The following is a 25,274-nucleotide window of genomic DNA, read 5'->3' as shown; positions in this document are numbered from 1 at the left end:
AGACCTCAGGAGGCGAGCGACGCTCCGGGGATCGCGGCGAGCAGCTCCCGGGTGTACGGATGCTGCGGCGTGTCGAAGATGCTCTCCGGGGTGCCGCTCTCGACCACGACACCGCGCTGCATCACGTGCACCTCATCGGAGATCATGCGTACGACCGCGAGGTCGTGGCTGATGAAGAGGTAGCTGAGCCCGAGGCGCTTCTGCAGGTCGGCGAGGAGCTCGAGGATCTGCGCCTGCACCAGCACGTCGAGCGCGGAGACCGCCTCGTCCAGCACGACGAGCTCGGGCTCCAGGGCCAGGGCGCGGGCGATCGCGACGCGCTGCCGCTGTCCGCCGGAGAGCTCGTGCGGCAGCCGCTCGGCCATGGCCGCGGGCAGGGCGACCTGCTCCAGGAGTTCCAGGACGCGGGCGTGCCGGGTGGCGGCGGTGCCGATCCGGTGCACGCGCAGCGGCTCGGCGATCGACTGCTCCACGGTGTACCGGGGGTCGAGCGAGGCGTAGGGGTTCTGGAAGACGGGCTGCACGCGGCGGCGCAGCGCGAACAGCTCCTTGCGGCGGAGGGTCGTGAGGTCGGTGCCGTCGAAGAGGATGGCCCCGGAGGTCGCGTCCTCCAATCCCAGCACCATGTTCGCCGTGGTGGACTTGCCCGAGCCCGACTCGCCCACGATGGACACGGTCGTGCCGCGGCGGATCGAGAAGCTCACGCCGTCGACCGCCGTGAAGGTCTGCGGCTCCCCGGCCTTCGCGTTCCGGAGCGGGAACTCCTTGCGCAGGTCCCGGATCTCGACGAAGGGCACGGCGTCGGCCGCGACCTCGCGCGCCGGGAGGGCGTCGCGGCGGGACGCGAGGCTCGGCGCGGCGGCGAGCAGCTGCCGGGTGTACTCGTGCTGCGGGTTGCCGAGGACGTCAGCCGACGTGCCCTCCTCCACGACCTGGCCACGGAACATCACGACGATCCTGTCGGCGCGCTCGGCGGCGAGGGCGAGGTCGTGGGTGATGAGGAACACCGCAGTGCCCAGCTCGTCGGTCAGCTGGTCGAGCTGGTCGAGGATCCGCCGCTGCACGGTGACGTCGAGCGCCGAGGTGGGCTCGTCGGCGATGAGCAGCCGCGGCTTGCAGGCGAGCCCCATCGCGATGAGCACCCGCTGCCGCATGCCCCCGGAGAACTCGTGCGGGTACTGGGTCGCCCGGCGGGCGGCGTCGGGGATGCCGACCATCTCCAGCAGCTCGACGACACGGGCCTTCGTCGCGTCGCCGCTCGTGTACCCGTGGACCTCGAGCGCCTCCCCGATCTGCTCGCCCACGCGTATGAGGGGGTTGAGGTTCGACATCGGATCCTGCGGCACGAGGCCGATGCCGGCCCCGCGGAGCGACACCATCGCGTTCTCCGGGAGGTCGGTGAGCTCGCGGCCGTCGAAGCGGATGCTCCCCGCCGTGATGACGCCGTTTTCCGGCAGCAGGCGGTTGACCGCGGCCGCCGTGGTGGACTTCCCGGAGCCGGACTCGCCGACCACGGCGACCGTCTCCCCGGCGGCGATGTCGATCGTGATGTCGCTGATGGCGGTGACCAGTTCGGAGCCGGTCCGGAAGGCGACCGCGAGGCCGTCGATGCTCAGCACGGGCGGGGTGGTGCTCATGGGGTACTCGTTCCTTCAGGGTCGAGGAGTGCGGGCAGCGCTGCGCGCCACAGGGTCTCGGTGGGGGCGATCTCGTCGGCGAACAGCCGGTTCGCGAGCAGGACGACGGCGGTCCCGGTGGCGGGGACCACGCCGAGCGCGCACCCCGTGTAGCCGGGATGCCAGAGCATCCGGGTCGGGCGTCCGTCCGCCGTCACGGTGTCGCTGCGCCAGCCGAGGGCCTGACCGGGATCGGGGCCGTCGCGGAACAGCTCGGCCACGAGCGCCGGGTCCCAGAGGTCGGGGTGCGCCTCGGGGTCGGCGAGCGCGACGCCGAGGGTCAGCAGCTCGTCGACCGTGCCGAACAGCCCGGCGTGCCCGGAGACGCCGTGCAGGGCGTGGAAGCAGTTGCCGTCGTTGACGACGCCGGTGATCTCGCCCTCGCGCCAGGGGAAGTGCCGGCGAGAGGTGAGGATCGGGTAGGGCGTGCCGGTGGCGACCATCCGTCGCTCGGCGGCATCGCCGTCGCCCGTGGACGACGCGACCGGACCGGGGACGGGCCCGTAGCCCGTGCGCGTGAGCCCGAGGGGCCCGGTCACGAGCTCGCACACGGCGGCGTCCAGGGAGAGGCCGGTCACGGCGGCGATGACCCGTCCGAGGATCAGGAAGCCCAGGTCGGAGTAGTGCCGTCCTTCGTCCACGCCGTAGCGGAGCGGGAGCGCGTCGGCGGCGGCCGCGCCGTCGTTCGTACCGTCGAGGTAGAGCGGCTGCCACTCCCAGAGCCCCGCCCGGTGCAGGAGCAGGTGCCGCACGGTCGCCCCGGGGGCGCAGGCTGTTCCGGGGACGAAGCGGTCCACCGGATCGTCGAACCGGAGGTCCCCCCGGGAGGCCAGCCCGAGGAGCGCGGTGGTGGTGGCGGCGACCTTGGTGACCGAGGCGAGGTCGAACGCCGTGTCCGTCGTGACCGGCGTCCCCGCGAGGTCGGCGGAGCCGCCGGCGGCCGTGTCGCGGCTCGTGCGGGTGGCGACCCCGGCGACGGCTCCGCGCGGCGCGGTCGGCCCGGCGAGGACTGCGGCGATCGCCTCGGCGGCACTCATACGAGAGCTCCTGTGCGGGAGCGGTCGAGCAGCACCTCGGCATCGGGGGCGATCCCGGTGATCCCCAGTCCTGCAGCCGGGGCGAGGGTGAGCCACTCCGCGTCGGCGGTGAGCCCGCCGGTCACCGGCGACCGGCGCAGCCACGACGCCGCGTCGAGGTCGTGCACGACGTCCGGAGCGACCGCGGCGGCGAGGTGCGCCGCGGCGGCCACCCCGACGTGCGACTCCATCATGCAGCCGACGATGACGCCGAGTCCGGCGGAGCGGGCGGCCTGCACGCAGGCGAGCGCCTCGTGGAGCCCGCCGGTCTTGGCGAGCTTGACGTTCACGAGCCCGGCGGCTCCGCGCACGGCGATGTCCCGGACATCCTGCGCGGTGCGGACCGACTCGTCCGCCATGATCGGGGTGTCGACGGCGGCCGTCACTGCGGCCAGCGCATCGAGGTCGCGCGCGGCGACGGGCTGCTCGACGAGTTCGAGGCCCAGGCCGGCATCCTCCGCCGCCCGGATGACGCGGATCGCGGTCTCGGCGTCCCATGCCTGGTTCGCGTCCACGCGCAGCGTGATGTCGGCGCCCACGGCGGCGCGGACGGCCAGGAGACCGGCGACCGCATCGTGTTCGCGGGACGCCTTGATCTTGAGGCACCGGAATCCCGTCGCCGCATACTCGGCGGCCGTGACGGCCAGCGCCGTCGGCTCCGCCACGGACAGCGTCATGTCGGTCCGGATGCGCGTGGGCGCGTCTGCGTGCGGGGCGAGCGTCTGCGCGAGCGGCTCGTCACGGTGTCGCGCGGTGAGGTCGGCGACCGCGCAGGCCACCGCGCTGCGGGCGGCCGCGTTTCCCCAGGCCGCCGCGGCGAGGGCGTCCGGCAGCCCGGGATCGTCGACGGAGCGCCCGAACACGGCGTCGGCGAAGGGACCCGCGACCGCGGCCGTCACGCTCTCCGGGCTCTCCCCGGTGACGCGCCAGCTCGTCGCGGCCTCCCCGTACCCGCGGCGGCCGTCGGCGTCGGTCACCTCCACGAGCACGACGTCGAGGTGGTCCGTGCGTCGGACGGCCGTGACGAAGGGACGCACCAGGGGCGACGGCACCCGCAGCACGCGCATCCGCTCGACGACGGTCACGATCCCGCCGCCTCCGTGAGGGTGAGGGAATCGATGGCCGCGACCGGCTCGGGCATCTGCAGCGGACCGGCGCCGGGCGTGATCGTGCCGAGGATGCGCGGCTCGCGCGCCCCCGTCCCTCCGGGGACGATGGCGGGGACGCCGTGCAGGGTCGACCAGCCGATGAGCGCGAAGAGGATGGCCTCCTTGCTGTCTGCGGGGGCGCCGAGCTCGTCGGCCAGGACGACCTCGGTCTGCGGCAGCGCGGTCCGCAGCCCGTCGAGGATCAGCGGGTTGCGGCAGCCGCCGCCGGACACCGCGAGGAAGCCGATCCCAGCGGCCTCGACGTCGCGGGCGACCGTGCGGACCGTGAGCTCGGTGAGCGTGCGCACGACGTCGGCGACCGCGATCTCGCGTCCCTGCGCCGAGAGGTGCTCGTGCACGTAGGCGAGGTGGAAGTGCTCCTTGCCCGTGCTCTTCGGCGGGGTGAGCGCGTAGTAGGGGTCTGCGAGCATCGCGTCCAGCAGCGCCTCGTCGACTCGACCGGTCCGGGCGATCGCCGCGTCGTCGTCATAGCCGAGCGGGTTGAGGCCGTGCGCGACGATGACCGCGTCGACGAGCGCGTTCGCGGGGCCGATGTCGTAGGCGACGAGGCCGTCCGGGCGGACGACGGTCATGTTCGAGATGCCGCCGAGGTTCAACGCCGCCGAGACGCCGGCGCGGCCACGGAGCAGCAGCTCGTCGAGGAACGACACGAGCGGCGCGCCGTGGCCGCCCGCGGTGATGTCGCGGATGCGGATGTCGGAGACGACGGGCACACCGACCTTCTCGGCGATCCAGGCGGGCTGCCCGATCTGGAGGGTGCCGAGCGCGTGGGCGCCGTCGACCCAGTGGTACACGGTCTGGCCGTGCGAGCACACCGCGTCGACACCGCCGACCTCTGCCGCCACGTCGGCCGCGACGTCGGCGAACGCCTGCCCGATGAGGGTGTCCAGCTCGGCCACCTCGGCCAGGGTGGTCTGCGCCGGAGGGAGCGCGGCGATGAGGCGAGCCCGCAGCTCCGGATCGTAGGGGACGCTCGTGGAGGCGAGCACCGTGCCCCGGAGGTCGACGCCGTGCGCCGTGAAGCCCCCGTTGGTGGCGAAGTCGACGACGGCGGCGTCGATCCCGTCGTGCGAGGTGCCGGAGATCAGTCCCAGGACGCGCATCAGTTCTCCTCCAGTGCGGTGCGCAGACGGCCGTCGGCCGCCGCGAGTCGGTCGGTGGCCGCGGCGAGGTCGTCCCCGCGGCGGATCATGATCGTGGCGAGCTTCACGTCCCACCCGGCGCCCTCCAACGCGGCGGCCGCTGTGTCGCGATCGACATCGGCGATCGTCCGCACCATGCGGATCGCGCGCTCGCGGAGCTTGTGGTTCGTGGCCTTCACGTCGACCATCAGGTTGCCGTAGGCCTTGCCGTTCCGGACCATCGCGATGGTCGAGAACATGTTCAGGACGAGCTTCTGCGCCGTGCCGGACTTGAGGCGCGTGGAGCCGGCGAGCACCTCGGGGCCGACCTCGACCTCGATGCCGTGATCGGCGGCTGCGCTCAGCGCGGTGCCGGTGTTGCACGACAGGCCGACGCTGAGCGCCCCGCGCTCCCGCGCCCGCCGGACGGCGGCGACCACGTACGGCGTGCGGCCACTGGACGCGATGCCGATCACGGTGTCGAGCGGGCCGATGCTCGCGGCGTCGATGGCCGCGGCACCGGCCTCCGCGTCGTCCTCCGCACCTTCGACGGGGTTCACGATCGCTCCGGGACCGCCGGCCATGATCGCGAACACCAGCTCCGGCGGGGTGCTGAACGTGGGCGGGCACTCGGAGGCGTCGAGCACGCCGATGCGTCCGGGGGTGCCTGCGCCGACGTACACCAGGCGTCCGCCCTGCGCCATGCGCGCGGCCGTCTGCTCGATCGCCGGGACGATCTGCGGGAGGGCGCGCTGCACGGCCGCGGGCACGGTGGCGTCGGCCTCGTTCATGGTCTGCGCGAGCTCGGCCACGCTCATCTGATCGAGGCGGGCGTACCGGGGGTCGCTTGCCTCGGTGGCGAGGGCACCGAGGTCCTCCGCGATCATCGCTTGCCCCGGTTCCGCGGGTCGAGGCTGTCGCGCAGCCCGTCGCCCAGCAGGTTCAGGCCGACGACGAGGAGCACGACGACCACGCCGGGCGCGATCATGGTCCACGGGGCGATCGTGACGAGGGTCCGCGCCTCGAAGATCATCGAGCCGAGCGAGGGCGCCGGCGGCGGCGTGCCGAGTCCGAGGAAGCTCAGCGAGGCCTCCGTGAGCACCGCCCAGGAGAGGGAGAGCGTGACCTGCACGATGATGATCGAGGTGATGTTCGGCAGCACGTGGCGGAACATGGTGGCCATGCGGCTCTGCCCCGTGCTCTTGGCGGCCTTGACGTACTCCACCTCGCGCAGCGACAGCACGGGTCCGCGCGTGACGCGGATGAAGATCGGCACGTAGACGATCGCGATGGCCACGGCGATGGTGAACCAGTTGCGGTCGAACACCGACGCGAGCGACAGGGCGAGCAGCAGGGGCGGGAAGGCGAACAGCACGTTGGTGATCGCGGTGATCGCGCCGTCGGAGAACCCGCGGTAGAACCCGGCGATGAGTCCGCAGACCGTGCCGACCACGGTCGCGAACGCCACGGCGACCACGGAGATGAGCGCCGAGTTGGCGACGCCCGCTGCGACGCGCGAGAACACGTCGCGGCCGAACTGGTCGGTGCCGAACCAGTGCACCGCGGACGGCGGCTGCAGCCGGGACGGCGGATCCTGCGCGAGCGGGTCGAACGGCAGCAGGCCGAACGCCGAGATGAGGCTCAGCACCGCGAGCAGCACGACGATGATGAGGCCGGAGAGACCGCTGCGGCTGCGCAGCAGGAGACGCACGCGCTCCATGGTGCGCCCGCCGCCGGGGGCGAGGGCCGGGGTCTGAGAGATGTCGGTCATGCGGCACGCACCCGAGGATCGATGACCCGGTAGAGCAGGTCGGTGAGCAGATTGACGATGACGAAGGCGAGCGCGATCACCAGCACGGTGCTCTGCACGAGCGCGTACTCCTTCTGCTGGATGCCGAGCAGCACCTGGCGCCCGATCCCGGGGAGCGAGAAGATCTGCTCCACCACGACGGCGCCGCCGAGCAGGTATCCGAACTGCAGACCGGTCATCGTGACGATGGGCACCAGGGCGTTGCCGAGCACGTGGCGCACCTGCAGCCGACGCGGGGACACGCCCTTCGCCCTGGCGGTGCGGATGAAGTCGTTGGAGCGGATCTCGAGCACCGCGGTGCGGGTCGTGCGCATGATCGGCGCGGCGATGCCGAAGCCGAGCACGATCGAGGGCAGCAGCATCTGCTGGAGGTTCAGCAGCGGGTTCTCGAAGAGCGTGGCGTACGCCTGCCCATTGGGGTTGAACCCGAACGACTGGGCGAGGATCGCGAGCAGCGCGGTACCGAGCAGGAAGGCGGGGATCGAGAGCCCGGCGAGCCCGACGACCTGACCGACGCCGTCACGGAACGAGTCGGGCTTCGAGGCGGAGAGCATGCCGAGCGGGATGCCGATGGCCAGCGCGATCACGATCGAGATGATCGCGAGCTCGAAGGTGACGGGGAGCGCGGCGGCGGTGAGGTCGAGGACGCTCGTCTGCGCCCGGGAGGAGAAGCCGAGGTTGCCGGTGAAGATGTTGCCGAGCCACGAGAAGAACTGCACGACGAGCGGCTGGTCGAGGCCGTAGTACGCCTCGAGGGCGGCGCGCTGCGCCGGAGTGAGGGCCGCCGCCTCGGTACCGAGACCGGAGCTGATCTGGTCGCCGGGGATGGCGCGCAGCATCAGGAAGACGAAGACGGCGACGCCGAAGAGGGTGCCGAGGGCTGCGAGGATGCGTCGCAGCACGCTGTTGCGGAGGAGCTGTCTGAACATGCGCGTGGAAGAGGTGCCTGTCGTCGGGGAGCCGAGGGGGCGCGGGTGTCCGCGCCCCCTCGTTCCACTACTGGATGGAGGTGGTCCGCAGGTACTGCAGCGAGCCGTTCGCCATCGGGGTGAAGCCGTCGACGGTCGAGGCCGTCGCGGTGTAGGTGTAGCTGGTGAACAGCCAGATCCAGGCGGCGTTGTCCTCGAGGTTCTCGGAGACCTGCGCGTAGATGTCCTTGCGCTTCTCGGGGTCGGCCGTCTCGCGTCCCTCGGCGAACAGCGCGTCGAGCTCGGGCGAGGAGTAGCCGGCGACCTGGTTCAGGTTGCCGGTGCTGGTGAAGTAACGGCCGTACATGCCGTCCGGGTCCGGGCGTCCGCCGTTGAGGGCGACCGCGGCGTCGAAGTCGGCCGCGATCCAGCGGTCCACGAACGCGCCGGACTCCAGCACCTCCAGGTCGAGCGTGATGTTCGCGTCGGCGAGCTGCGCCTTGAGGTTCTGCGCCTCGTTGACGGAGGTGGCGTACTCGCCCTGGGACACGATCGTCTTGACCGTGACGCCGTCCTCCTTGCCGGCCTTCTTCAGGTACTCGGCCGCCTTGTCGAGGTCGCGCTCGGGGCACGGGCGCGCGTCGGGGTCGGACTTGAACGCGGGGGAGGTGATCGGACCCGTGACCTCGCCCTCGCCGAGCGCGGCGGTGTCGAGGACCTCCTGGCGGTCGATCGCGCACTGCATCGCGAGGCGCACGTTCACGTCGGCGAGGTCGCCGCGCTGCGCGTTCAGCTGCAGGGCGTGGTAGCTGAGCTGCGGGGTCGTGGCGACCTCGACGTTCGCCCCTTCGGCGGTCTGCGCGACGAGCGGGTCGTCGAACACGGCCAGCTGCACGTTGCCGGACTGCATCGCCGACACGATGGACGACTCGTCGGGGATCACACGGAACTCGACGGTGTCGAGCAGCGCGGTGTCGCCCCAGTAGTCGTCGTTCTTGGCGAGGGTGAGGGACTGGCTGGCCTTGCGGCTGTCCAGCACGAACGGGCCGGTGCCGTTCGGGGTGGTGTTGAGCGCTTCCTCGGTGTCGTCCGACGAGAGCATCGCCATGTTGATGACGGCGAGGTTCGCGGGGAGGGCGGCGTCCGGGGCGCTGAGGGTGAGGGTGACGGTGCTCTCGTCGGTGGCCTCGACGGCGGCGACCGAGGCGAGCGAGCTTGCGGCCACGGCGGCGGTCGCCTCATCGGCGATCGCGTCCAGCGAGTACTTCACGTCGGCGGAGTCGAAGGCGCTGCCGTCCGCGAACGTGACGCCCTCGCGGAGGTGGAAGGTGACCGTGAGACCGTCTTCGGAGACGTCCCAGGACTCGGCGAGACCGGGGACGACGTTGAGCTCCTCGTCGAACTCGGTCAGGGTGCCGTACAGGTTCTGCAGGACGTTGACCGCCTGGAACTGGGTGGCCTTCCACGGGAAGAGGGTGTCGGGATCGCTCGTGACGCCGATGACCAGGTCGCCGCCGGCGGCTCCGGATCCGGTGTCGGACGGGTTCGACGCCGGTGCGGAACACCCGGTGATGACGAGCGCCGCGGCGAGGCCCGTGGCGGTGAGGGCGCCGAGAGACGCCCACCGTGCTGTGCTCATTGCTGTTTCCTCCTGGCTGGGACCGCGTCGCCCTGGCTCGGATCAGGCGGTGCTGCCTGATGCCCCGCGAACATCGTCGGTCTGGGTAAGTACCAAAAGTACACGAAAGTACCTACGCGTGTAACAGAAGTTCCTCTAGTGTTATGAACACCGATCGGAGACCCCATGCCCCACGATGCCGCCCGCGACGATGCCGGCACCCACCTCGTGCTCGTGCGGATGCGCGCCCTGCGCCCCGAACTCCGTCCGAGCGAGCAGCGCATCGCCGACCTGTTCCTCGCCGACCCCGCCGGGACCGCCGGGCTGTCCGTCGCCGAGCTCGCACATCGCTGCGACACCTCGACCACGTCCGTCGTGCGGTTCTGCAAACGACTCGGGTACGAGCATGTGCGCGAGCTGCGCAACCATGTGCTGCGGGAGGTCGAGCGCGAGACGTTCGACACCGCCGCGCTCCCCGCGGTGTCCGGCGACATCGACCGCAACGACACCCTCGCCGACATCGTCGCGAAGGTGTCGCTCGCCGAGACGCTCTCCCTCGCCGACACCGCCAAGGTGCTCGACACCGACGCGCTCCGCGCCACGGTCGAGGCGATCACCTCCTCCACCCGGGTGGACATCTTCGGCGTGGGGGCGAGCTCCATCGTCGGGCTCGACCTCCAGCGCAAGCTCACCCGGATCGGGCGGACGGCGTTGGAGTGGTCCGACCCGCACGCCGCCTGGACCTCGGCCGCCACCCTCGGACCGGGGAACGTCGCGATCGCCGTGTCGCACACGGGCGCCACGACCGACACCATCGAGTTCCTCCTGCTCGCCCGGCAGGCGGGCGCGACGACCATCGCCATCACTAACCACGCCGGCTCCCCGCTCGCCGGTCAGGCCGACATCGTGCTGACCACCGCCGCGCGCGAGACGGGCTTCCGCTCCGGGGCCCTGGGCAGCCGGATCGCCCAGCTCATGGTCGTCGACTGCATCTTCATCGGGGTCGCGCAGTCCAACTACGACCGCTCGATGGAGGCCCTCCGCGACACCTTCGCCGCCGTGCATCACGTGCGCGCGGGCGGTGCCTGAGATGAGCGCGAGCCGACTCCGCGTCGGGCTGTTCACGGCGTTCGGCGGCCTCGGCGTGACCGCGGCGTTCGTCCCGGCCGTCCTTCCGTCCGCAGAGCACGCGACGGACGCCGACCTGAGTGTCGCCGTGCCCGTCCTCTTCGCGGGACTCCTCGTGGGCGTGCTGCTGTCGGGTCCGCTCCTGGTGCGCCGACCGCCTCGGACGACGATCGTGCTGGGCAGCCTCCTGCAGGCGGCCGCCATCGTCGGCGTCGCCCTCGCGACGGATCCGGGCGTCTTCATCGCGGCCGCCGCGCTCGCAGGTCTCGGGTTCGGTCTCGTCGAGGCAGCGGGCTCCGTGGCAGCCAAGGCCGCCAGCACGGGGAGCGCGACCGGGGTGCTGAGCGCCCTGATGGGCACGGTCGCCGTGTGCGCCGCCGTCACACCGCTCGTGGTGGCGCTCGGGGCCGGCGCCCGTCCGGCCCTGGCGCTGCTCGCGACCGTACCCCTGGCGACCGTCGCGGTGCTCGCCGGCGCCACCACTCTCGCCCGTGCGACCGAGGCCCCGGCGCGACGGGACGCACGCTCCCTGCTCGTCCTCCTCCCCTTCGCGCTGGCCCTGCCGCTCTACGTCGGCGTGGAGACCGTCCAGTCGGGCTGGTCGGCCGTGATCCCGGAGCGGGCGCTCGAGATCGAGCCCGCCACCGCCGCCCTCGGCACCTCCGCCTTCTGGGCGCTGATGGCCGTCGGTCGCTTCGGCGCCGCCGCGCTCCGGCGCGCGGCGGTTCCGCCGCTCGGCCTCCTGGCGACCGCGACGGGGGCTGCCGCCGTCCTCCTGGTGCTCGCCGGCGTGCTCCTCGGCGATCAGCCGGTCGCGGCGCTGATCATCCTCGCCGTCGTCGTGGTCCTGCTGGCCCCGAGCTACGGCCTCATCCTCGGACTCGCGCTCGACCGACTCGATCCGGCCCGCAGCGCCGCCGTCACCGGGGCGCTCGTGGCCTGCGGCGCGGTCGGCGGCACGTTCGTCCCGACGCTCGTCCTGCTGATCGGGCGCGATCCGGCGTCGAGCGTCACGTTCCTCGTGTCCGCCGTCTTGTGCGCGGTCATCCCCGTGCTGATGCTCGTGGCGTCGCGCTCCGCGCGCCCCGTCCCGGCGCTGCGGTGACCGACTCTTCCTCCCCCATCGAGCCTGCACGCGACCTCTTCACAGATGCCGGAATTCCGACCGGCGCCCGCACGGCGACCACGTATCGTCGAAGCCACACCCGCACCGAGGAAGAGAGCACCGTGTCCGCGGACACCCTCACGATCATCGTCAGCGCGATCGGCGTCGTGCTCACCCTCGGCGCGAGCCTGTCCGCGGCAGGGGCGTGGATGATCCGTCGCATCGACGAGCGTCTCGGCGCCGTCGACCACCGGCTCTCCACGCGCATCGACTCCGTCGAAGAGAAGCTCGGCGCCCGCATCGACACCGTGGAAGAGAATCTCGGCGCCCGCATCGATGCGGTGGCGGCGGACGTCACGGATCTGAAGATCGCCGTCGCCCGGCTCGAAGGGCCCCCGCGACACCTGCTCGTGTCAGGGAGCTGACACTCCTGTCAGCGCAGGACGAGGGCGGCGGCGCCGATCAACGGCCCCTCGTCGCCCAGGCCCGAGCGGACCACGCGGGTGCGACGCGAGTACTCATGCACGGCGCTGGCGGTGAGAGCCTGCTGGACGAGATCGATGTAGTCCGCCGACACCCGCGAGAAGCCCCCGCCGATGGCGACGACATCGAGGTCGACGAGGGTGGCGGCATCCGCCAGCGCCTCCCCGACGGCGCGGGCCGAGCGCTCGATCGCCGCACGGGCGACGGCGACACCGGCTGCGGCGTCCCGGGCCAGGTCCTCCCCGGTCGCGCCGGACCAGCCCTGCTCCCGCGCCCAGGCGGCACTGGCAGGTCCGGAGGCGATCTCCTCGAGAGTGAGCCCGCCCTCGCGGCGCACCTGGCCGAGGTGTCCGGCGTTGCCGCTGGCCCCGGGCACATACGCACCGCCCACGACGAAACCGCCGCCGACGCCGGTGGATACGACGATCGACAGGGAGGCTCCCGCCTGCTGCGTCGCCCCCAGCCACGACTCCGCGAGCGCGAGCGCGCCGCCGTCGTGACCCAGGACCGCCAGGACGTCCCGGCCGAGTGCGGTCGAGGCCGCACGGGCGACCGCGTCGACGAGGCCGAACCCCCGCGCGAGGGGCATGTTCACCGGCAGGATCTCACCGCGGGTCCGATCCACGGGACCCGCGCTGCCGATCCCGGCGCCGACGAGCTCCGCGTCGGCGGGCAGGGCCGCGAGCGCATGCCGCACGATCGCGTCGACCGCCGCCGTCAACGACGCGGACGTCGCCTCGCGGCCGGTGGGCTGCCGGCTGCGGCTGCCGGGGATGAGCGCGCCGTCGTCGGCGACGAGGGCGGCCTCCATCTTCGTGCCGCCCACGTCGACGGCCAGCGCATAGCGGGTCACTGCGGGTCGAGTCCGAGGTCGTCGAGGTCGAAGGCCGCGCGCCACTCCAGGCCCTCGGCCTCGATGGCGGCCTGCGCGCCGGTCTTGCGGTCGACGATCACCGCGACCGCGACGACCTCCGCCCCTTCCTTGCGCAGCGCCTCGACCGCCTTGAGCGCGGACTGCCCGGTGGTCGAGGTGTCCTCCAGCACGACCACGCGCTTGCCCTTCACGTCGGCGCCCTCGATCTGGCGACCGCGGCCGTGGTCCTTCGGCTCCTTCCGCACGACGAACGCGTCGAGCGGAAGGTCGGTGCCGACCGAGGCATGCAGGACGGCGTTCGCGATCGGGTCGGCGCCGAGCGTCAGACCGCCGACGGCGACGACGTCGAGATCGGCGATCAGGTCGCGCATGATGCGGCCGATCGCCGGGGCGGCGCGGTGGTCGAGGGTGAGCTTGCGCATGTCGACGTAGTACGTCGCCTTCTTGCCGCTGGAGAGGGTGAAATCGCCGTGGAACACCGCCTCGTCCGTGATAAGGGCGAGGAGGGTCTGGCGGTCTGCGTCGAGTGCGGTCACGGCATCCAGTGTAGGAGGCACACCCTAGGCTGGACGCATGCGCTTGGCCACCTGGAACGTCAACTCCATCCGCACCCGCGTCACCCGCACCGTCGAGTTCGCCGTCCGTGAAGACATCGACGTGCTCGCGATGCAGGAGGTGAAGTGCAAGCCGGAGCAGTTCCCGTATGCACCGTTCGAGGAGGCCGGCTATCACGTCGAGGTGCACGGCCTGAATCAGTGGAACGGCGTCGCGATCGCGAGCCGGCTGCCTATCACCGACGTGCGCACCGCGTTCGACGGCATGCCAGGGTTCGCGAAGGGCCACGAGGGCCCCGATGCGCCGCAGGAGGCGCGCGCCCTGGGCGTCATGGTCGACGGCGTGCGCGTCTGGAGCCTGTACGTGCCCAACGGCCGCTCGCTCGACGACCCGCACTACGCCTACAAGCTGCACTGGCTCGAGCAGCTCAAGCGGTCCACCGCGGCCGAGCTGTCCGCGAACCCCGACCTTCCGCTCGCCCTCGTCGGCGACTTCAACATCATCCCGTTCGACCATGACAACGGCGATCCCGACATCGTGGTCGGCCGCTCCACCCACGTCTCCCCCGCCGAGCGCGACGCGTTCTTCGCGCTGACCGACGCGGGCGTGACCGACGTCGTGCGCCCGCTGCTCCCTGAGGGATACACCTACTGGGACTACCAGCGGTTGAAGTTCCCGCGCAACGAGGGCATCCGCATCGACTTCATCCTCGGCTCGAAGACGTTCGCCGATGCCGTCACCGGCGCCTCGATCCACCGCAACGAGCGCAAGGGCGAGCAGCCCAGCGACCACGTGCCCGTGGTGGTCGATGTGGACTTCGGCGGCGACGACGCCGACGACGACCTGCCGATGATCTTCTCCTGACCCTTCGACAGGCTCAGGGACCCACCCCGTGCGGCTGATCGCGACCGACCTCGACGGCACACTGCTCGACAGCTCGTCCGCGGTGTCTCCGCGCACCCGTGCCGCGCTCGATGCCGCGCGGGATGCGGGCGTCGCGGTCGTGCCCGTCACCGCCCGTCAGCCCATCGGCCTTCGCGTGATCGCCGCCGACGCCGGATTCGACGGGTGGGCGCTGTGCGGCAACGGCGCGTACGCGACGCATCTCACCGAGGGCCGCATGCTGTTCGCCGAGGAGCTGCCGCCCGCGACGCTGCGCACTCTCGCCGACGCGTTGCGCTCCAGCGTCCCCGGTCTGCTCTTCGCGAGCGTACGGGAGGGCGGCGAGACGTTCGTGGCGCAGCACGGCTATGCGGCGATCGCGCAGCTGTCCGATCACAAGCGCGACCCCGCGACCATGGGCGGCGTGCCGCTGGACGAGGTGCTCGCCGCGCCGACGCTCAAGCTCGTGATCCGGCATCCCGAGCTCGCCCCCGCCGCACTCTTCGAGACCCTGCGGTCCCTCGGGCTCACCGGGTTCGAGGCCACGCTGTCCGGCGCCCCGTTCGTCGAGGTCATGGCGCAGGGCGTCACGAAGGCAACGGGTCTCGCGCGCCTCTGCACGCACCTCGGCATCGATCGCTCCGACGTCGTGGCGTTCGGAGACGCCCTCAACGACGTCGAGATGCTCCGCTGGGCCGGTCACGGCGTGGCCATGGCGCACGCGGAACCCGTCGTGCAGGAGGCCGCCGACGAGACCACCGCGACCAACGACGAAGACGGCGTGGCCCGCGTGATCGAGCGCCTGCTCAGCCCCTGAACCGGGCCACCGCGGTCAGTCGGCCCCGTTCGGACGCGCCTCGGCACGCGGCGGTCGCAGCCCGAGGAGAGCCAGGGCGCCTGCCCCCGCCGTGAGCACCGCGATGACGCCGATCCCGACCGCCGGCACCGTCGCCGTCGCCACGGCCCCCGCGACGAGCGGGCCACCCGCGTCGCCCAGCTCCCGGCCCAGCTCCGCGCTGCCCATCGTGCGCCCCATGCGCTCCGCGGGCGTCGATGCCGCGAGGTGCGAGAACGCCACCGGCGTGGCCAGCCCCACCCCGGCGCCGACCAGCACGCCCGTGACGCCCAGGACGACAGGCGTCACCCAGAGGGCTGAGAGCGCGATGCCGACGCCGATGAGAAACAGCCCGCCGACCGCGCCGAGACGGACGGAGAGCCGGCCGCGGTCGTGCGCCGACCCGACCAGCGGCTGGACGATGCTCGACACGACCGCCAGCACCGTGACGATCGCCATGCTGCCCACCGTGCCGAGTCCGGCCTCCCGGCCGAGCAGCGGAAGGAAGCCGACGGCCACGGCGAGCGCGCCGGTCGTGGCCGCCAGCACCAGCGTCGGGAGGAGGAACCCCGGGGCGAGGAGTTCCCGTCCGAGGTCGACGAGGGTCACCCGTTTCCGGGGCAGCACGGGCACGGCCGGGACGGCGATCAGCACCCATCCGGCCGCCATGAGCCCCAGCACGGCCAGGGCCCAGAACAGCGCCGGGATCCCGCCCGCCACCACGAGCACCGCACCGAGCAGGGGGCCGAGCGCGTATCCGAGACTCTTCCAGGAGCCGTAGCGGCCGAAGTAGCGGCCACGCGACGCCTCGTCGGTCAACCGCGCCACCGCAGCGGACGACGCCGGGGAGAACGCCGAAGCGGCCGCGCCCTGGCCGAAGCGCGCGATCACCAGGCCGATCATGCCGGGGGCCAGAGCTCCGACCACCGAGAACGCGGCGAAGGCCAGCAGGCCGCCGACGACAACCGGGCGCACTCCGACCCGGTCGCTGAGCGCCCCAAAGAGCGGCTTCAGCAGCACCTCGGCGAGGTCGTACAGCGCGAGCGTGAAGCCGAAGGCCAGGAGCGTCCAGCCGATGTCCTCGGTCTCGGCGCCCAGGGCGGCTGCGATACCGTGCGCGCCGAACGCGGTGGTGAACCCGGCGAGATAGAGCGGTGCCAGGCGCGGGCGCGGCGAGGAGGTCACACTCGATCCTGGCAGACGCACCCTCCGCCTCCGTCGCACGGGGGATGCCGCGCGACGGCCCCCGCCCTACGGTGGAGGGATGGCCTTCACCCGGACGCCGACCCTGCGCGACCAGCGCGGCGATCTCTTCCTCGCGCTCGTCCTCTTCGTCGGCGCGATCCTCAGCGCGGCGCTCTCCTCCATCGCCCAGGTCTACGGCGACGAGCAGGCTCCGCTGTGGACGGCCCTCGTCTACGCCGTCGTGGTGGCGGCGCCGCTCGGTTTCCGCCGGCGCTGGCCCGGCACCGTGGCCGTCGTGGTGTCGTTGGCCTACTTCACCGCGGTGACGATCCGGGTACCGGAGATCTACGTCGGCAACATCGCGATGTTCATCGCGCTCTACACGGTCGGCGCCTGGATGAACGACCGCCGGAAGGCCCTCGTCGTCCGTGTCGCGATCATCGTCGGCATGTTCGTGTGGCTCCTCATCACCATGTACCGCGACGCGATCAGCGAGGCGGACAAGGCGGACGTCGTCGCCGGTGCCATGTCACCGTATGTGGCCTTCATGCTCATCCAGATCCTCCTCAACGTCCTGTACTTCGGCGGCGCCTACTACTTCGGCGAGCGCTCCTGGGCGGCGGCCGAGCAGCGCACCGTGCTGGAGGAGCGCACCCGCGAACTGGAGCGCGAGCGCGAGGTCACCGCGGCGCAGGCGGTGGCCCTCGACCGGGTGCGGATCGCCCGGGAGTTGCACGACGTCGTCGCCCATCACGTGTCGGTCATGGGGGTGCAGGCGGGCGCCGCGCGCCTCGTGCTCGAGAGCGATCCGGCCCAGTCGGCACGCATCCTCTCCGGGATCGAGTCCTCCGCGCGGGACGCGATCCAGGAGCTGCGCCAGCTGCTGGAGACGCTGCGCACCCCCGGCGGCGACACGACCGAGCCGGCATCGACCGTCTCCCTCGACGACATCGCCGCCCTGGCGGAGGCATCGACCGAGGCGGGTCTCCCCACCGCGTACACCGTGATCGGCGATCCGGTGCCGGTGCCCTCGCTCGTCGCCGTGAACCTCTACCGGATCGCGCAGGAATCGCTGACCAACGCCCGTCGGCACGCCGGGCCAGGGGCGACTGCGGACGTGCGCGTGCGCTACGACGAGGACGGCGTGGAGGTCGAGGTGGTGAACACCGGCCGTGCCATCGCCCAGCTGCGTCCCGGCCTCGGCCAGCTCGGGATGCGGGAGCGCGCCGCGGCATCCGGCGGCACGTTCGAGATCGCTCCGCGCCCGCCCGGCGGGGTGCGGGTGCGAGCGCGGGTGCCGCTCGGCGCGCCCGTGCCGGAGGACGCCCGGTGACCGCGCCGATCCGGGTGCTCCTCGTCGACGACCACGCCCTCCTCCGCGCCGGTTTCCGCACGATCCTCGACACCCAGCCCGACATCACCGTCGTCGGCGAGGCCTCGACCGGGGCGGACGCCGTCGCACAGGCCGCCGACCTGCGCCCTGACGTGATCACGATGGACGTGCAGATGCCCGACATGGACGGGATCGAGGCGACGCGCCGCCTCGTTGCCGACCCCTCGGTGAGCGCCGCGATCGCGATCGTGACCACGTTCGATCGCGACGACTACCTCTATCAGGCGCTCGAAGCCGGCGCCAGCGGATTCCTCCTCAAGAACGCGGGCGCCGAGGACCTCATCTCCGCGGTGCGCGCGCTCGCGGCCGGGGACGGCATGCTGGCACCCGAGGTGACGCGCCGCGTCCTCACCCGCTTCGCCGGCGCGACTCCGGAGACCGCTACCGCCCCCGCCCGCGCTGTGGCGAAGGCGCCCACGGCCCCCGTGCTCGCGGAGCCCCTGACCGAACGGGAGGCCGAGGTGCTGACCCTGCTCGCCGACGCCCGCAGCAACGCCGAGATCGCCCGCGCCCTGTTCATCGGGGAGGCCACCGTGAAGACCCACGTCTCCCGCATCCTCCAGAAGCTCGGCGCCAGGGACCGCGTGCAGGCCGTCGTGCTCGCGCATCGGATGGGGCTGGCCTGACCGGAGGCGGACCGCTCCCCCGCGATACTCTCGGAGCCATGCCCGCCGCCGTCCCCGTGTCCCGTCCGATCGTCGCCGGGATCGTCACGGCGCTCGTGGGGTTCACGAGCTCGTTCGCGGTGGTGCTCACGGGCCTCGATGCCGTCGGCGCATCGGCGGCGCAGGCGGCCAGCGGACTCCTCGCCGTGAGCCTCGCGATGGGGCTCGCCTGCATCGTGCTGGCCTGGCGCTACCGGATGCCGATCACGGCCGCGTGGTCCACCCCCGGCGCCGCCCTGCTCGTGGCGACCGGCAGCGTCGAGGGCGGCTGGCCCGCCGCCGTCGGGGCCTTCCTCGTGACCGCGGCCCTCATCCTCCTCACGGCGCTCTGGCCCGCGCTCGGCGCGCTGATCGCGCGGATCCCGCCGTCGATCGCCCAGGCCATGCTGGCGGGAGTGCTGCTGCCGCTCTGCCTCGCGCCGATCACGGGGGTCGTCGCGAACCCGTGGGGCGTGCTCCCGGTGGTGCTGACCTGGCTGGTCTTCGCCCGGCTGGCTCCCCGGTGGGCCGTGCCGCTGGCCTTCGTCGCCGCGGCCGCGGTCGTCGCCATCTCGCTGGTCTCCGCGGGGACCCCGGTCGACCCGGCCGCCCTCCTGCCGCGCTTCGAGCTGACGATGCCCGCCTTCACCGTCGGGGCCCTGGTCGGCATCGCGCTGCCGCTGTTCATCGTGACCATGGCGTCGCAGAACGTGCCGGGTATCGCGATCATGCGCAGCTTCGGCTACGAGGTCCCGTGGCGTCCGGCGATGCTCGTGACCGGTCTCGGCACGGCCCTCGGCGCTCCGGCGGGCGGGCACGCCATCAACCTCGCCGCGATCAGCGCGGCCCTCGCCGCATCCCCCGACGCCGACCCCGACCCCGGCCGGCGCTGGCTCGCCGGGGTCTCGACGGGGGCGTCCTACCTCGTGCTGGGCGCGTTCTCCGCCTCCTTCGCCACCCTCGTCGTGCTCGCCCCGACGGCGGTGATCCCGGCGGTCGCGGGACTGGCGCTGTTCGGCGCCTTCGGCGCGGCCGTCCAGCAGGCGATCGACGATCCCGGCGAGCGCCTCCCCGCGGTCGTCACGTTCCTCGTCGCCGCCTCCGGCATCGCCGTGCTCGGGGTGAGCGCGGCATTCTGGGCACTGGTCGCCGGCCTGCTCGTGCGCACGGTGCTGCACGCCGGCCGTCCGCCCCGCGGCTGATCCGTGGCAGTCCCCCCTGTGGGGGATGCCCGACCCCGCCCGTGCTCAATAGCGTGAAGGTCATGCGGATCACCTTCGGACGGAGCACCACGACATGACCACCGGACTGCTGGAACTCTCCGGCATCACCAAGAGCTACGGCAGCCGCCGGGTGCTGGACGACGTGTCGTTCACGGTCGCGCCGGGCCGGCTCACCGGCTTCGTCGGCGGCAACGGCGCCGGCAAGACCACGACCATGCGCATCATCCTCGGTCTGCTGTCATCGGACGGCGGACGAGTCGACCTCGACGGGACGCCTCTCACCACCGCCGACCGCCGCCGCTTCGGCTACATGCCCGAGGAGCGCGGCCTGTACCCGAAGATGAAGGTCCTGGAGCAGATCGTCTACCTCGCCCGACTGCACGGGTTCAGCAAGCCGGAGGCGACGGAGCGGGCGACCGCGCTGCTCACGGAGCTCGGACTCGGCGAGCGCCTCGACGACACGATCGAGTCGCTGTCGCTGGGCAACCAGCAGCGGGCGCAGATCGCCGCCTCGCTCGTGCACGACCCCGAGGTGCTGATCCTCGACGAGCCCTTCTCCGGCCTGGACCCCCTCGCGGTGGACGTCGTCGCCGGAGTCCTGCAGGCCAGCGCGGCCCGCGGCGCGTCCATCCTCTTCTCCTCCCACCAGCTCGACGTGGTCGAGCGTCTCTGCGACGACCTCGTCATCCTCGCCGGGGGCACCATCCGTGCCGCCGGATCCCGCGACGGGCTCCGCGCCGAGCACGCCCGCGACCGGTACGAGCTCATCTCGGCGGGCGACGCCGGGTGGCTGCGCACCGAGCCCGGGGTCACGGTCGTCGACTTCGAAGGGGGATACGCGCTCTTCGACGCGGACGGCCCCGAGACCGCCCAGCGCGTGCTGCAGTCGGCGGTCGCGCGCGGCGACGTCGCGAGCTTCGCACCCAAGCACCCCTCCCTCGCCCAGATCTTCAAGGAGGTCATCCAGTGAACGCCTCGACGCCCGCACGGAACGGGATCTGGCTGGTCGCCGAGCGGGAGATCGGCTCGAAGCTCCGCAGCAAGGCCTTCCTGATCTCGACCGGCATCCTGCTCGTCCTCGCCCTCGCCGGCGTGCTGTTCGGCGGCTTCGCGAGTCAGAACACCGACGCCATGCCCGTCGCGGTGACCTCGGAGACCACGGGTGCCGTCTCCGCGCTGCCCGACGTCGAGGTGACCGAGGTCGCCTCACGCGCCGAGGCCGAGGAGCTGGTCCGCGACGGCGACGTCGACGCGGCGGTACTACCGGGGGACAGCGCCGCGGGCTACACGATCGTCGCCCTGGAGGATGCGCCCTCATCGCTCGTGTCCGCGCTGTCGCTGTCCCCCGAGGTCGTGATCCTCGAACCGGTCACCACCAACCCGCTGCTGCGCTACTTCATCGCGATCGCGTTCGGGCTCGTCTTCATGATGGCCGCGGCGACCTTCGGCGGCACCATCGCGCAGAGCGTGGTCGAGGAGAAGCAGACCAGGGTCGTGGAGGTGCTGCTGTCGGCGATCCCCGCGCGCACGCTGCTCGCCGGAAAGGTGATCGGCAACACGGTGCTCGCGATGGGGCAGATCCTCGCCCTCGCGGCCGTCGCCACGATCGGCCTCATCGTGACGGGTCAGCGGGAGGTGCTGACCACCCTCGGCGCCCCCATCATCTGGTTCGCGGTGTTCTTCCTGTTCGGATTCATCCTGCTCGCGGCGATGTTCGCGGCGGCGGCCTCCATGGTCTCCCGGCAGGAGGACATCGGCTCGACGACGACCCCCATCACGATGCTCATCATGGCGCCGTACGTGCTGGTGATCGTATTCAACGACAACCCGCTGGTGCTGACGATCATGTCGTACGTGCCGTTCTCGGCTCCGGTCGGCATGCCGATGCGTCTCTTCGTCGGGGAGGCGCAGTGGTGGGAGCCTCTCCTGAGCCTCGCGATCCTCCTGGCGAGCTGCGTCGCGGCGATCGTCGTCGGCGCGAAGATCTACGAGAACTCCCTGCTCCGGATGGGCTCGCGCGTGAAGCTCGTGGAGGCGCTGCGCGGCTGATCCCGAGACCCCGCTTTCGCGTCGAGACCCCCTGCTGCACGCGCGTGCAGCAGGGGGTCTCGACGTGTACCCGGGGTCTCGGCGTCAGAGGAGGCCCTCGGAGAGCGTGGTGGGGTTGCCGAAGCGGTGGTTGGTGATCGACACGGCCTGCTCGTGCAGGAACGGGAGCATCTCCACCCGGCCCGCTCCGGTCACGGCGTGCGACCACACCGCGACGTCGGGGCTGCCGTCGAGGGCCGTGTGCAGCGCGGCGGCATCGCCACCGACGAGCCGCACCCGCTGCCACGACGGGGCGCCCTTCGCGTAGCGCTTGGTCCACGCGGCGTCGGACTCGGTCTTCACGGACACGCCCTGGGCCTTGAGCGCCTTCTCCACGCGGGACGGCAGCGACGCGGCCGACACGGTGAACGGACTGCCGCTGCGCAGGGCAGCGGCGAGCACGCGGACCCCCTCGGCCAACGGCGCGTCCTCGGCGATACGCACATCGACGGCCACCGGACGGTACCGGAACACGTTGCGCTCGACCCCGAGTCCGGACTTGTCACTCACGGCGCCGAACTCGTCGATCCACGCGCGCTCATCGGCGGCCGCGGCACGGTGCAGCCACTCGATGCCCACGGGGTCGAGCTCGGGCGCGGCCGCCTCCAGCAGCCCGGTCACGGCGGGGGTCACCGCCGCCCCCGGAGCCGCGGCGGGCAGCTCGCCCGCACGCCACTCACCGAGACCGAAGAGGTAGTTGGGGCCGCCGGCCTTGGCTCCGGCGCCCACGGCCGAGCGCTTCCAGCCGCCGAACGGCTGACGCTGCACGATGGCGCCGGTGATGCCCCGGTTCACGTACAGGTTGCCGGCCTCGACGCGGTCCAGCCAGGTCGCGACCTCGGCGGAGTCCAGCGAGTGCAGCCCCGCGGTGAGGCCGTAGTCGACGGCGTTCTGCAGCCGGATGGCCTCGTCGAGGTCCTTCGCGTGCATGATGCCGAGCACGGGTCCGAAGAACTCGGTCAGGTGGAAGTACGAGCCCTCGCGCACGCCGGTCTTCACCCCCGGGGTCCACTGCTTCCCCTCGTCGTCGAGCTTCCGGGGCTCCACGAGCCAGCGCTCGCCCTTGTCGAGCGTGGTGAGCGCGGTGAGGAGCTTGCCGTTCGCGGGCTCGATGATCGGCCCCATCTGCGTGGCGGGGTCATCGGGCAGCCCGACGCGCATCGAGGTGACCGCGTCCACGAGCTGCCGCTCGAAGCGCTTCGAGTCGGCCACCGACCCGACGAGGATCGCCAGCGACGCGGCCGAGCACTTCTGCCCGGCGTGGCCGAACGCGCTGCGGGCGACGTCGGCGGCCGCGAGGTCGAGGTCGGCCGACGGCGTCACGATGATGGCGTTCTTGCCGCTCGTCTCGGCCAGCAGCGGCAGGTCGGCCCGGAAGGAGCGGAAGAGCTGCGCGGTCTCGTAGGCCCCGGTGAGGATGACCCGGTCGACCTGGGGGCTCGCGACCAGTCGGGTGCCGAGGTCGCGGGAGGCGAGGTCGACGAGGGCGAGCAGATCGCGCGGGACGCCCGCGGCCCACAGCGCCTCGACCATCACGGCACCGCACCGCTGGGTGAGCTTCGCGGGCTTGATGATCACTCCGGATCCGGAGGCGAGGCCGGCGAGCACACCGCCGGCGGGGATCGCCACGGGGAAGTTCCACGGCGGCGTGACCACGGTCACCTTCGACGGCACGAACTCCGCGCCGGGGATGGTCTCGAGGTCCTTCGCGCGCTCGGCGTAGTAGTGCGCGAAGTCGATCGCCTCGCTGACCTCGGGGTCGGCCTCGGCGATGGTCTTGCCGGCCTCGTGCGCCATGATCTCCAGCAGCTCGCCGCGGCGGGCGGCCAGCTCGTCGCCCGCACGGTGCAGGACGGCGGCGCGCTCGGCGGCGGGGAGCGCCGCCCATTTCCCGGCGGCGGAGGTGGCGGCGGCGAACACGGCGTCCAGCTCGGCGTCGGTCTCGATGCGCGCGGCGGTGATCGCGTCCCGGCCGAGCGTCGAGGAGACCGAGCGGTGCAGGATCTCCCGACCCCACGCGCGGTTCGCGGCGAGCGCGGGATCGGTGTCGGGCTCGTTCGCGAAGCCGTCCGTGGTGTTCTCGGGGCGCGGAGCCGTGCGGTCCTGCGTGCGGTTCGGGCCCGGCACCGACGGGTCGGCGACGAGCGCGGCGAGCGAGCGCTCGAAGCGCTCCCGCTCGCGGGTGAGCAGGGTCGGGTTCGAGGCCAGCTCGAACACGGCCGACATGAAGTTCTCGGGGCTCGCGTTCTCCTCGAGGCGCCGCACGAGATACGCGATCGCGACGTCGAACTCCGCCGGGTTCACGACCGGCGTGTAGAGGAGGAGGCGGCCGACGTCCTTGCGGACGGCCTCGGCCTGCCCGGTCGCCATGCCGAGCAGCATCTCGTACTCCACGGCCTCGGTCACGCCACGGGCCTTCGCGAGCAGCCAGGTGTAGGCGATGTCGAAGAGGTTGTGACCGGCGACGCCGATGCGGACGGCGTCGAGCCGCTCGGGGGTCATCGCCCAGTCGAGCACGCGCTTGTAGTTCGTGTCGGAGTCCTGCTTGGTGCCGTAGGTCGCGAGCGGCCAGCCGTGCACCTTCGCGTCGACCTCCTCCATCGCGAGGTTCGCGCCCTTGACCACGCGCACCTTGATCGGGGCTCCGCCCTTGGCGCGGCGTGCGGCGGCCCACTCCTGGAGCCGCTGCATGGCGCCGAGCGCGTCCGGGAGGTACGCCTGCAGCACGATGCCCGCCTCGAGGTCCTCCAGGCCCGGCTGGTCGAGGATGCTCGTGAAGGCCGCGATCGTGAGGTCGAGATCGCGGTACTCCTCCATGTCGAGGTTGATGAACTTCTGGGTCCCGGTGCGGGCGCCCTTGGCCTCGGCCTTCGCCGCGAGCCGGTACAGCGGGGTGAGCTTCTCGACGACGTCGGCGACGGCCTCGTCGAACGACCACATGGAGAGCTGGCTGACGACGCTCGAGACCTTGATCGAGACGTAGTCGACGTCCGGACGGGCGAGGAAGTCGTACGTGCCCTGCAGTCGGCGGCCCGCCTCGCGCTCGCCGAGCACGGCCTCGCCGAGGAGGTTCAGGTTCAGACGATTGCCGGTCTTGCGGAGCTTGGCGATCGCGGGGCCGAGCTTGGACGGCGTGGCGTCGAGCACGAGGTGGCCCACCATGGCCCGCAGCACGCGCCGCGAGATCGGGACGACGACGTTCGGGAGCTTCGGCGCCCAGAACCCGCCGGCCTTGATGGCGGCACGGAGGTAGCCGGGCAGCAGCGTGGGCGTGATGTCGGACAGCTCGGCGAGCTTGCGGCCGGCGACCCGCAGATCCTCCGGACGCATGACGCCGTCGACGAAGCCGACCGTGAAGGCGAGGCCGTTCGGATCCTTGAGCACTTCGGACAGGCGCTGCGCGGCCGGCTCGACCGGGTGGGTCTCGCTTTCGGCGAGCCAGCGCTGCACGAGCGCGGCGACCTCTTCGGTGCGGGGGGTGGTGTCGTCGATGACGGTCAT

22 protein-coding genes are annotated in these 25,274 nt (G+C 72.2%); 10 read left to right on the top strand and 12 right to left on the bottom strand.

Translation table 11 applies throughout. The features are described from left to right. Nucleotides 1-5 precede the first annotated feature (5 nt). From DW296_RS15480 to DW296_RS15445, 8 genes are all read right to left on the bottom strand, one after another. Nucleotides 6-1,637, bottom strand: coding sequence for an ABC transporter ATP-binding protein (locus DW296_RS15480; RefSeq protein WP_136052932.1), 1,632 nt, complete (start codon nucleotides 1,635-1,637; stop codon nucleotides 6-8). Then, the gene (locus DW296_RS15475; RefSeq protein ID WP_136052931.1) at nucleotides 1,634-2,713 is read right to left on the bottom strand and encodes a serine hydrolase domain-containing protein; all 1,080 of its coding nucleotides are present in this window, start codon (nucleotides 2,711-2,713) and stop codon (nucleotides 1,634-1,636) included. The genes DW296_RS15480 and DW296_RS15475 overlap by 4 nt, the downstream gene beginning before the upstream one ends. Continuing rightward, a complete protein-coding gene (locus DW296_RS15470; RefSeq protein ID WP_136052930.1) occupies nucleotides 2,710-3,837 on the bottom strand; it encodes an enolase C-terminal domain-like protein in 1,128 nt (375 codons plus the stop codon). Before DW296_RS15470 ends, DW296_RS15475 begins: the two co-directional genes overlap by 4 nt. Further along, a complete protein-coding gene (locus tag DW296_RS15465; protein WP_136052929.1) occupies nucleotides 3,834-5,024 on the bottom strand; it encodes an anhydro-N-acetylmuramic acid kinase in 1,191 nt (396 codons plus the stop codon). The genes DW296_RS15470 and DW296_RS15465 overlap by 4 nt, the downstream gene beginning before the upstream one ends. Beyond that, nucleotides 5,024-5,929: an N-acetylmuramic acid 6-phosphate etherase gene (gene murQ / locus DW296_RS15460; protein WP_136052928.1), complete on the bottom strand. Its 906-nt coding sequence runs from the start codon at nucleotides 5,927-5,929 to the stop codon at nucleotides 5,024-5,026. The genes DW296_RS15465 and murQ overlap by 1 nt, the downstream gene beginning before the upstream one ends. Further along, a complete protein-coding gene (locus DW296_RS15455; RefSeq protein ID WP_136052927.1) occupies nucleotides 5,926-6,813 on the bottom strand; it encodes an ABC transporter permease in 888 nt (295 codons plus the stop codon). Before DW296_RS15455 ends, murQ begins: the two co-directional genes overlap by 4 nt. After that, nucleotides 6,810-7,781, bottom strand: coding sequence for an ABC transporter permease (locus tag DW296_RS15450; protein WP_136052926.1), 972 nt, complete (start codon nucleotides 7,779-7,781; stop codon nucleotides 6,810-6,812). The genes DW296_RS15455 and DW296_RS15450 overlap by 4 nt, the downstream gene beginning before the upstream one ends. A gap of 67 nt (nucleotides 7,782-7,848) precedes the next feature. After that, entirely contained in the window at nucleotides 7,849-9,399 is a 1,551-nt protein-coding gene (locus DW296_RS15445) for an ABC transporter substrate-binding protein (protein WP_136052925.1), read from the bottom strand. A gap of 165 nt (nucleotides 9,400-9,564) precedes the next feature. Here DW296_RS15445 and DW296_RS15440 point away from each other — a divergent pair, with 165 nt between their 5' ends. The 3 genes from DW296_RS15440 to DW296_RS15430 all read left to right on the top strand — a co-directional run bounded on the left by DW296_RS15440 (nucleotide 9,565) and on the right by DW296_RS15430 (nucleotide 12,036). Beyond that, entirely contained in the window at nucleotides 9,565-10,467 is a 903-nt protein-coding gene (locus tag DW296_RS15440; protein ID WP_085605640.1) for a MurR/RpiR family transcriptional regulator, read from the top strand. A 1-nt stretch (nucleotide 10,468) separates the two neighbouring features. After that, on the top strand, nucleotides 10,469-11,611 hold the full coding sequence (locus DW296_RS15435; protein ID WP_136052924.1) for an MFS transporter: 1,143 nt from the start codon (nucleotides 10,469-10,471) through the stop codon (nucleotides 11,609-11,611). A 122-nt stretch (nucleotides 11,612-11,733) separates the two neighbouring features. Continuing rightward, nucleotides 11,734-12,036 (top strand): hypothetical protein, encoded by a 303-nt coding sequence (locus tag DW296_RS15430; RefSeq protein ID WP_136052923.1) that lies wholly within the window; start codon nucleotides 11,734-11,736, stop codon nucleotides 12,034-12,036. An 8-nt stretch (nucleotides 12,037-12,044) separates the two neighbouring features. Here the strand turns inward: DW296_RS15430 and DW296_RS15425 are convergent, their stop codons facing one another. Continuing rightward, nucleotides 12,045-12,947 carry an ROK family protein gene (locus DW296_RS15425; RefSeq protein ID WP_136052922.1) on the bottom strand — a complete coding sequence of 301 codons (903 nt, stop codon included), beginning with the start codon at nucleotides 12,945-12,947 and terminating at the stop codon, nucleotides 12,045-12,047. Continuing rightward, a complete protein-coding gene (pyrE, locus tag DW296_RS15420) occupies nucleotides 12,944-13,504 on the bottom strand; it encodes an orotate phosphoribosyltransferase (RefSeq protein ID WP_136052921.1) in 561 nt (186 codons plus the stop codon). The genes DW296_RS15425 and pyrE overlap by 4 nt, the downstream gene beginning before the upstream one ends. Before the next feature lie 37 nt (nucleotides 13,505-13,541). Between pyrE and DW296_RS15415 the strand changes: the two genes are divergently transcribed. Both DW296_RS15415 and DW296_RS15410 read left to right on the top strand, forming a co-directional pair. Continuing rightward, entirely contained in the window at nucleotides 13,542-14,387 is an 846-nt protein-coding gene (locus tag DW296_RS15415) for an exodeoxyribonuclease III (RefSeq protein WP_136052920.1), read from the top strand. A 28-nt stretch (nucleotides 14,388-14,415) separates the two neighbouring features. Further along, nucleotides 14,416-15,222 (top strand): Cof-type HAD-IIB family hydrolase, encoded by an 807-nt coding sequence (locus DW296_RS15410; protein WP_136052919.1) that lies wholly within the window; start codon nucleotides 14,416-14,418, stop codon nucleotides 15,220-15,222. 15 nt (nucleotides 15,223-15,237) lie between these two features. Here the strand turns inward: DW296_RS15410 and DW296_RS15405 are convergent, their stop codons facing one another. Continuing rightward, on the bottom strand, nucleotides 15,238-16,425 hold the full coding sequence (locus tag DW296_RS15405; RefSeq protein WP_240743105.1) for an MFS transporter: 1,188 nt from the start codon (nucleotides 16,423-16,425) through the stop codon (nucleotides 15,238-15,240). Nucleotides 16,426-16,504: 79 nt separating this feature from the next. On the opposite strand from DW296_RS15405, the gene DW296_RS15400 reads away from it, so the two are divergent. The 5 genes from DW296_RS15400 to DW296_RS15380 all read left to right on the top strand — a co-directional run bounded on the left by DW296_RS15400 (nucleotide 16,505) and on the right by DW296_RS15380 (nucleotide 21,734). Then, nucleotides 16,505-17,758, top strand: coding sequence for a sensor histidine kinase (locus DW296_RS15400; RefSeq protein WP_136052917.1), 1,254 nt, complete (start codon nucleotides 16,505-16,507; stop codon nucleotides 17,756-17,758). Further along, nucleotides 17,755-18,444: a response regulator gene (locus tag DW296_RS15395; RefSeq protein WP_136052916.1), complete on the top strand. Its 690-nt coding sequence runs from the start codon at nucleotides 17,755-17,757 to the stop codon at nucleotides 18,442-18,444. Before DW296_RS15400 ends, DW296_RS15395 begins: the two co-directional genes overlap by 4 nt. A 38-nt stretch (nucleotides 18,445-18,482) precedes the next feature. Beyond that, a complete protein-coding gene (locus DW296_RS15390; RefSeq protein WP_136052915.1) occupies nucleotides 18,483-19,664 on the top strand; it encodes a benzoate/H(+) symporter BenE family transporter in 1,182 nt (393 codons plus the stop codon). Between the two features lie 106 nt (nucleotides 19,665-19,770). Continuing rightward, nucleotides 19,771-20,655 carry an ABC transporter ATP-binding protein gene (locus DW296_RS15385; protein ID WP_136052972.1) on the top strand — a complete coding sequence of 295 codons (885 nt, stop codon included), beginning with the start codon at nucleotides 19,771-19,773 and terminating at the stop codon, nucleotides 20,653-20,655. After that, nucleotides 20,652-21,734, top strand: a complete 1,083-nt coding sequence (locus DW296_RS15380; RefSeq protein WP_136052914.1) for an ABC transporter permease — start codon at nucleotides 20,652-20,654, stop codon at nucleotides 21,732-21,734. Before DW296_RS15385 ends, DW296_RS15380 begins: the two co-directional genes overlap by 4 nt. An 84-nt stretch (nucleotides 21,735-21,818) precedes the next feature. On the opposite strand, the gene DW296_RS15375 is transcribed toward DW296_RS15380, so the two are convergent. Continuing rightward, nucleotides 21,819-25,274, bottom strand: coding sequence for a bifunctional proline dehydrogenase/L-glutamate gamma-semialdehyde dehydrogenase (locus tag DW296_RS15375; protein WP_136052913.1), 3,456 nt, complete (start codon nucleotides 25,272-25,274; stop codon nucleotides 21,819-21,821).

It is taken from the genome of Microbacterium sp. K36 (assembly GCF_004794355.1).
GTDB lineage: Bacteria > Actinomycetota > Actinomycetes > Actinomycetales > Microbacteriaceae > Microbacterium > Microbacterium paraoxydans_D.
Note: the sequence above shows the minus strand (reverse complement) of the source record. Positions and strands in the feature narration are given on the sequence as shown.

What these genes read in the sequence shown, in the direction of transcription:
- DW296_RS15390 (WP_136052915.1), top strand. Translation starts at nt 18,483, where the DNA reads ATGCCCGCCGCCGTCCCCGTGTCCCGTCCGATCGTCGCCGGGATCGTC.
- DW296_RS15475 (WP_136052931.1), bottom strand. Translation starts at nt 2,713, where the DNA reads ATGAGTGCCGCCGAGGCGATCGCCGCAGTCCTCGCCGGGCCGACCGCG.
- DW296_RS15415 (WP_136052920.1), top strand. Translation starts at nt 13,542, where the DNA reads ATGCGCTTGGCCACCTGGAACGTCAACTCCATCCGCACCCGCGTCACC.
- DW296_RS15455 (WP_136052927.1), bottom strand. Translation starts at nt 6,813, where the DNA reads ATGACCGACATCTCTCAGACCCCGGCCCTCGCCCCCGGCGGCGGGCGC.
- DW296_RS15445 (WP_136052925.1), bottom strand. Translation starts at nt 9,399, where the DNA reads ATGAGCACAGCACGGTGGGCGTCTCTCGGCGCCCTCACCGCCACGGGC.
- DW296_RS15435 (WP_136052924.1), top strand. Translation starts at nt 10,469, where the DNA reads ATGAGCGCGAGCCGACTCCGCGTCGGGCTGTTCACGGCGTTCGGCGGC.
- DW296_RS15440 (WP_085605640.1), top strand. Translation starts at nt 9,565, where the DNA reads ATGCCCCACGATGCCGCCCGCGACGATGCCGGCACCCACCTCGTGCTC.
- DW296_RS15480 (WP_136052932.1), bottom strand. Translation starts at nt 1,637, where the DNA reads ATGAGCACCACCCCGCCCGTGCTGAGCATCGACGGCCTCGCGGTCGCC.
- DW296_RS15465 (WP_136052929.1), bottom strand. Translation starts at nt 5,024, where the DNA reads ATGCGCGTCCTGGGACTGATCTCCGGCACCTCGCACGACGGGATCGAC.
- murQ (WP_136052928.1), bottom strand. Translation starts at nt 5,929, where the DNA reads ATGATCGCGGAGGACCTCGGTGCCCTCGCCACCGAGGCAAGCGACCCC.
- DW296_RS15375 (WP_136052913.1), bottom strand. Translation starts at nt 25,274, where the DNA reads ATGACCGTCATCGACGACACCACCCCCCGCACCGAAGAGGTCGCCGCG.
- DW296_RS15450 (WP_136052926.1), bottom strand. Translation starts at nt 7,781, where the DNA reads ATGTTCAGACAGCTCCTCCGCAACAGCGTGCTGCGACGCATCCTCGCA.
- DW296_RS15400 (WP_136052917.1), top strand. Translation starts at nt 16,505, where the DNA reads ATGGCCTTCACCCGGACGCCGACCCTGCGCGACCAGCGCGGCGATCTC.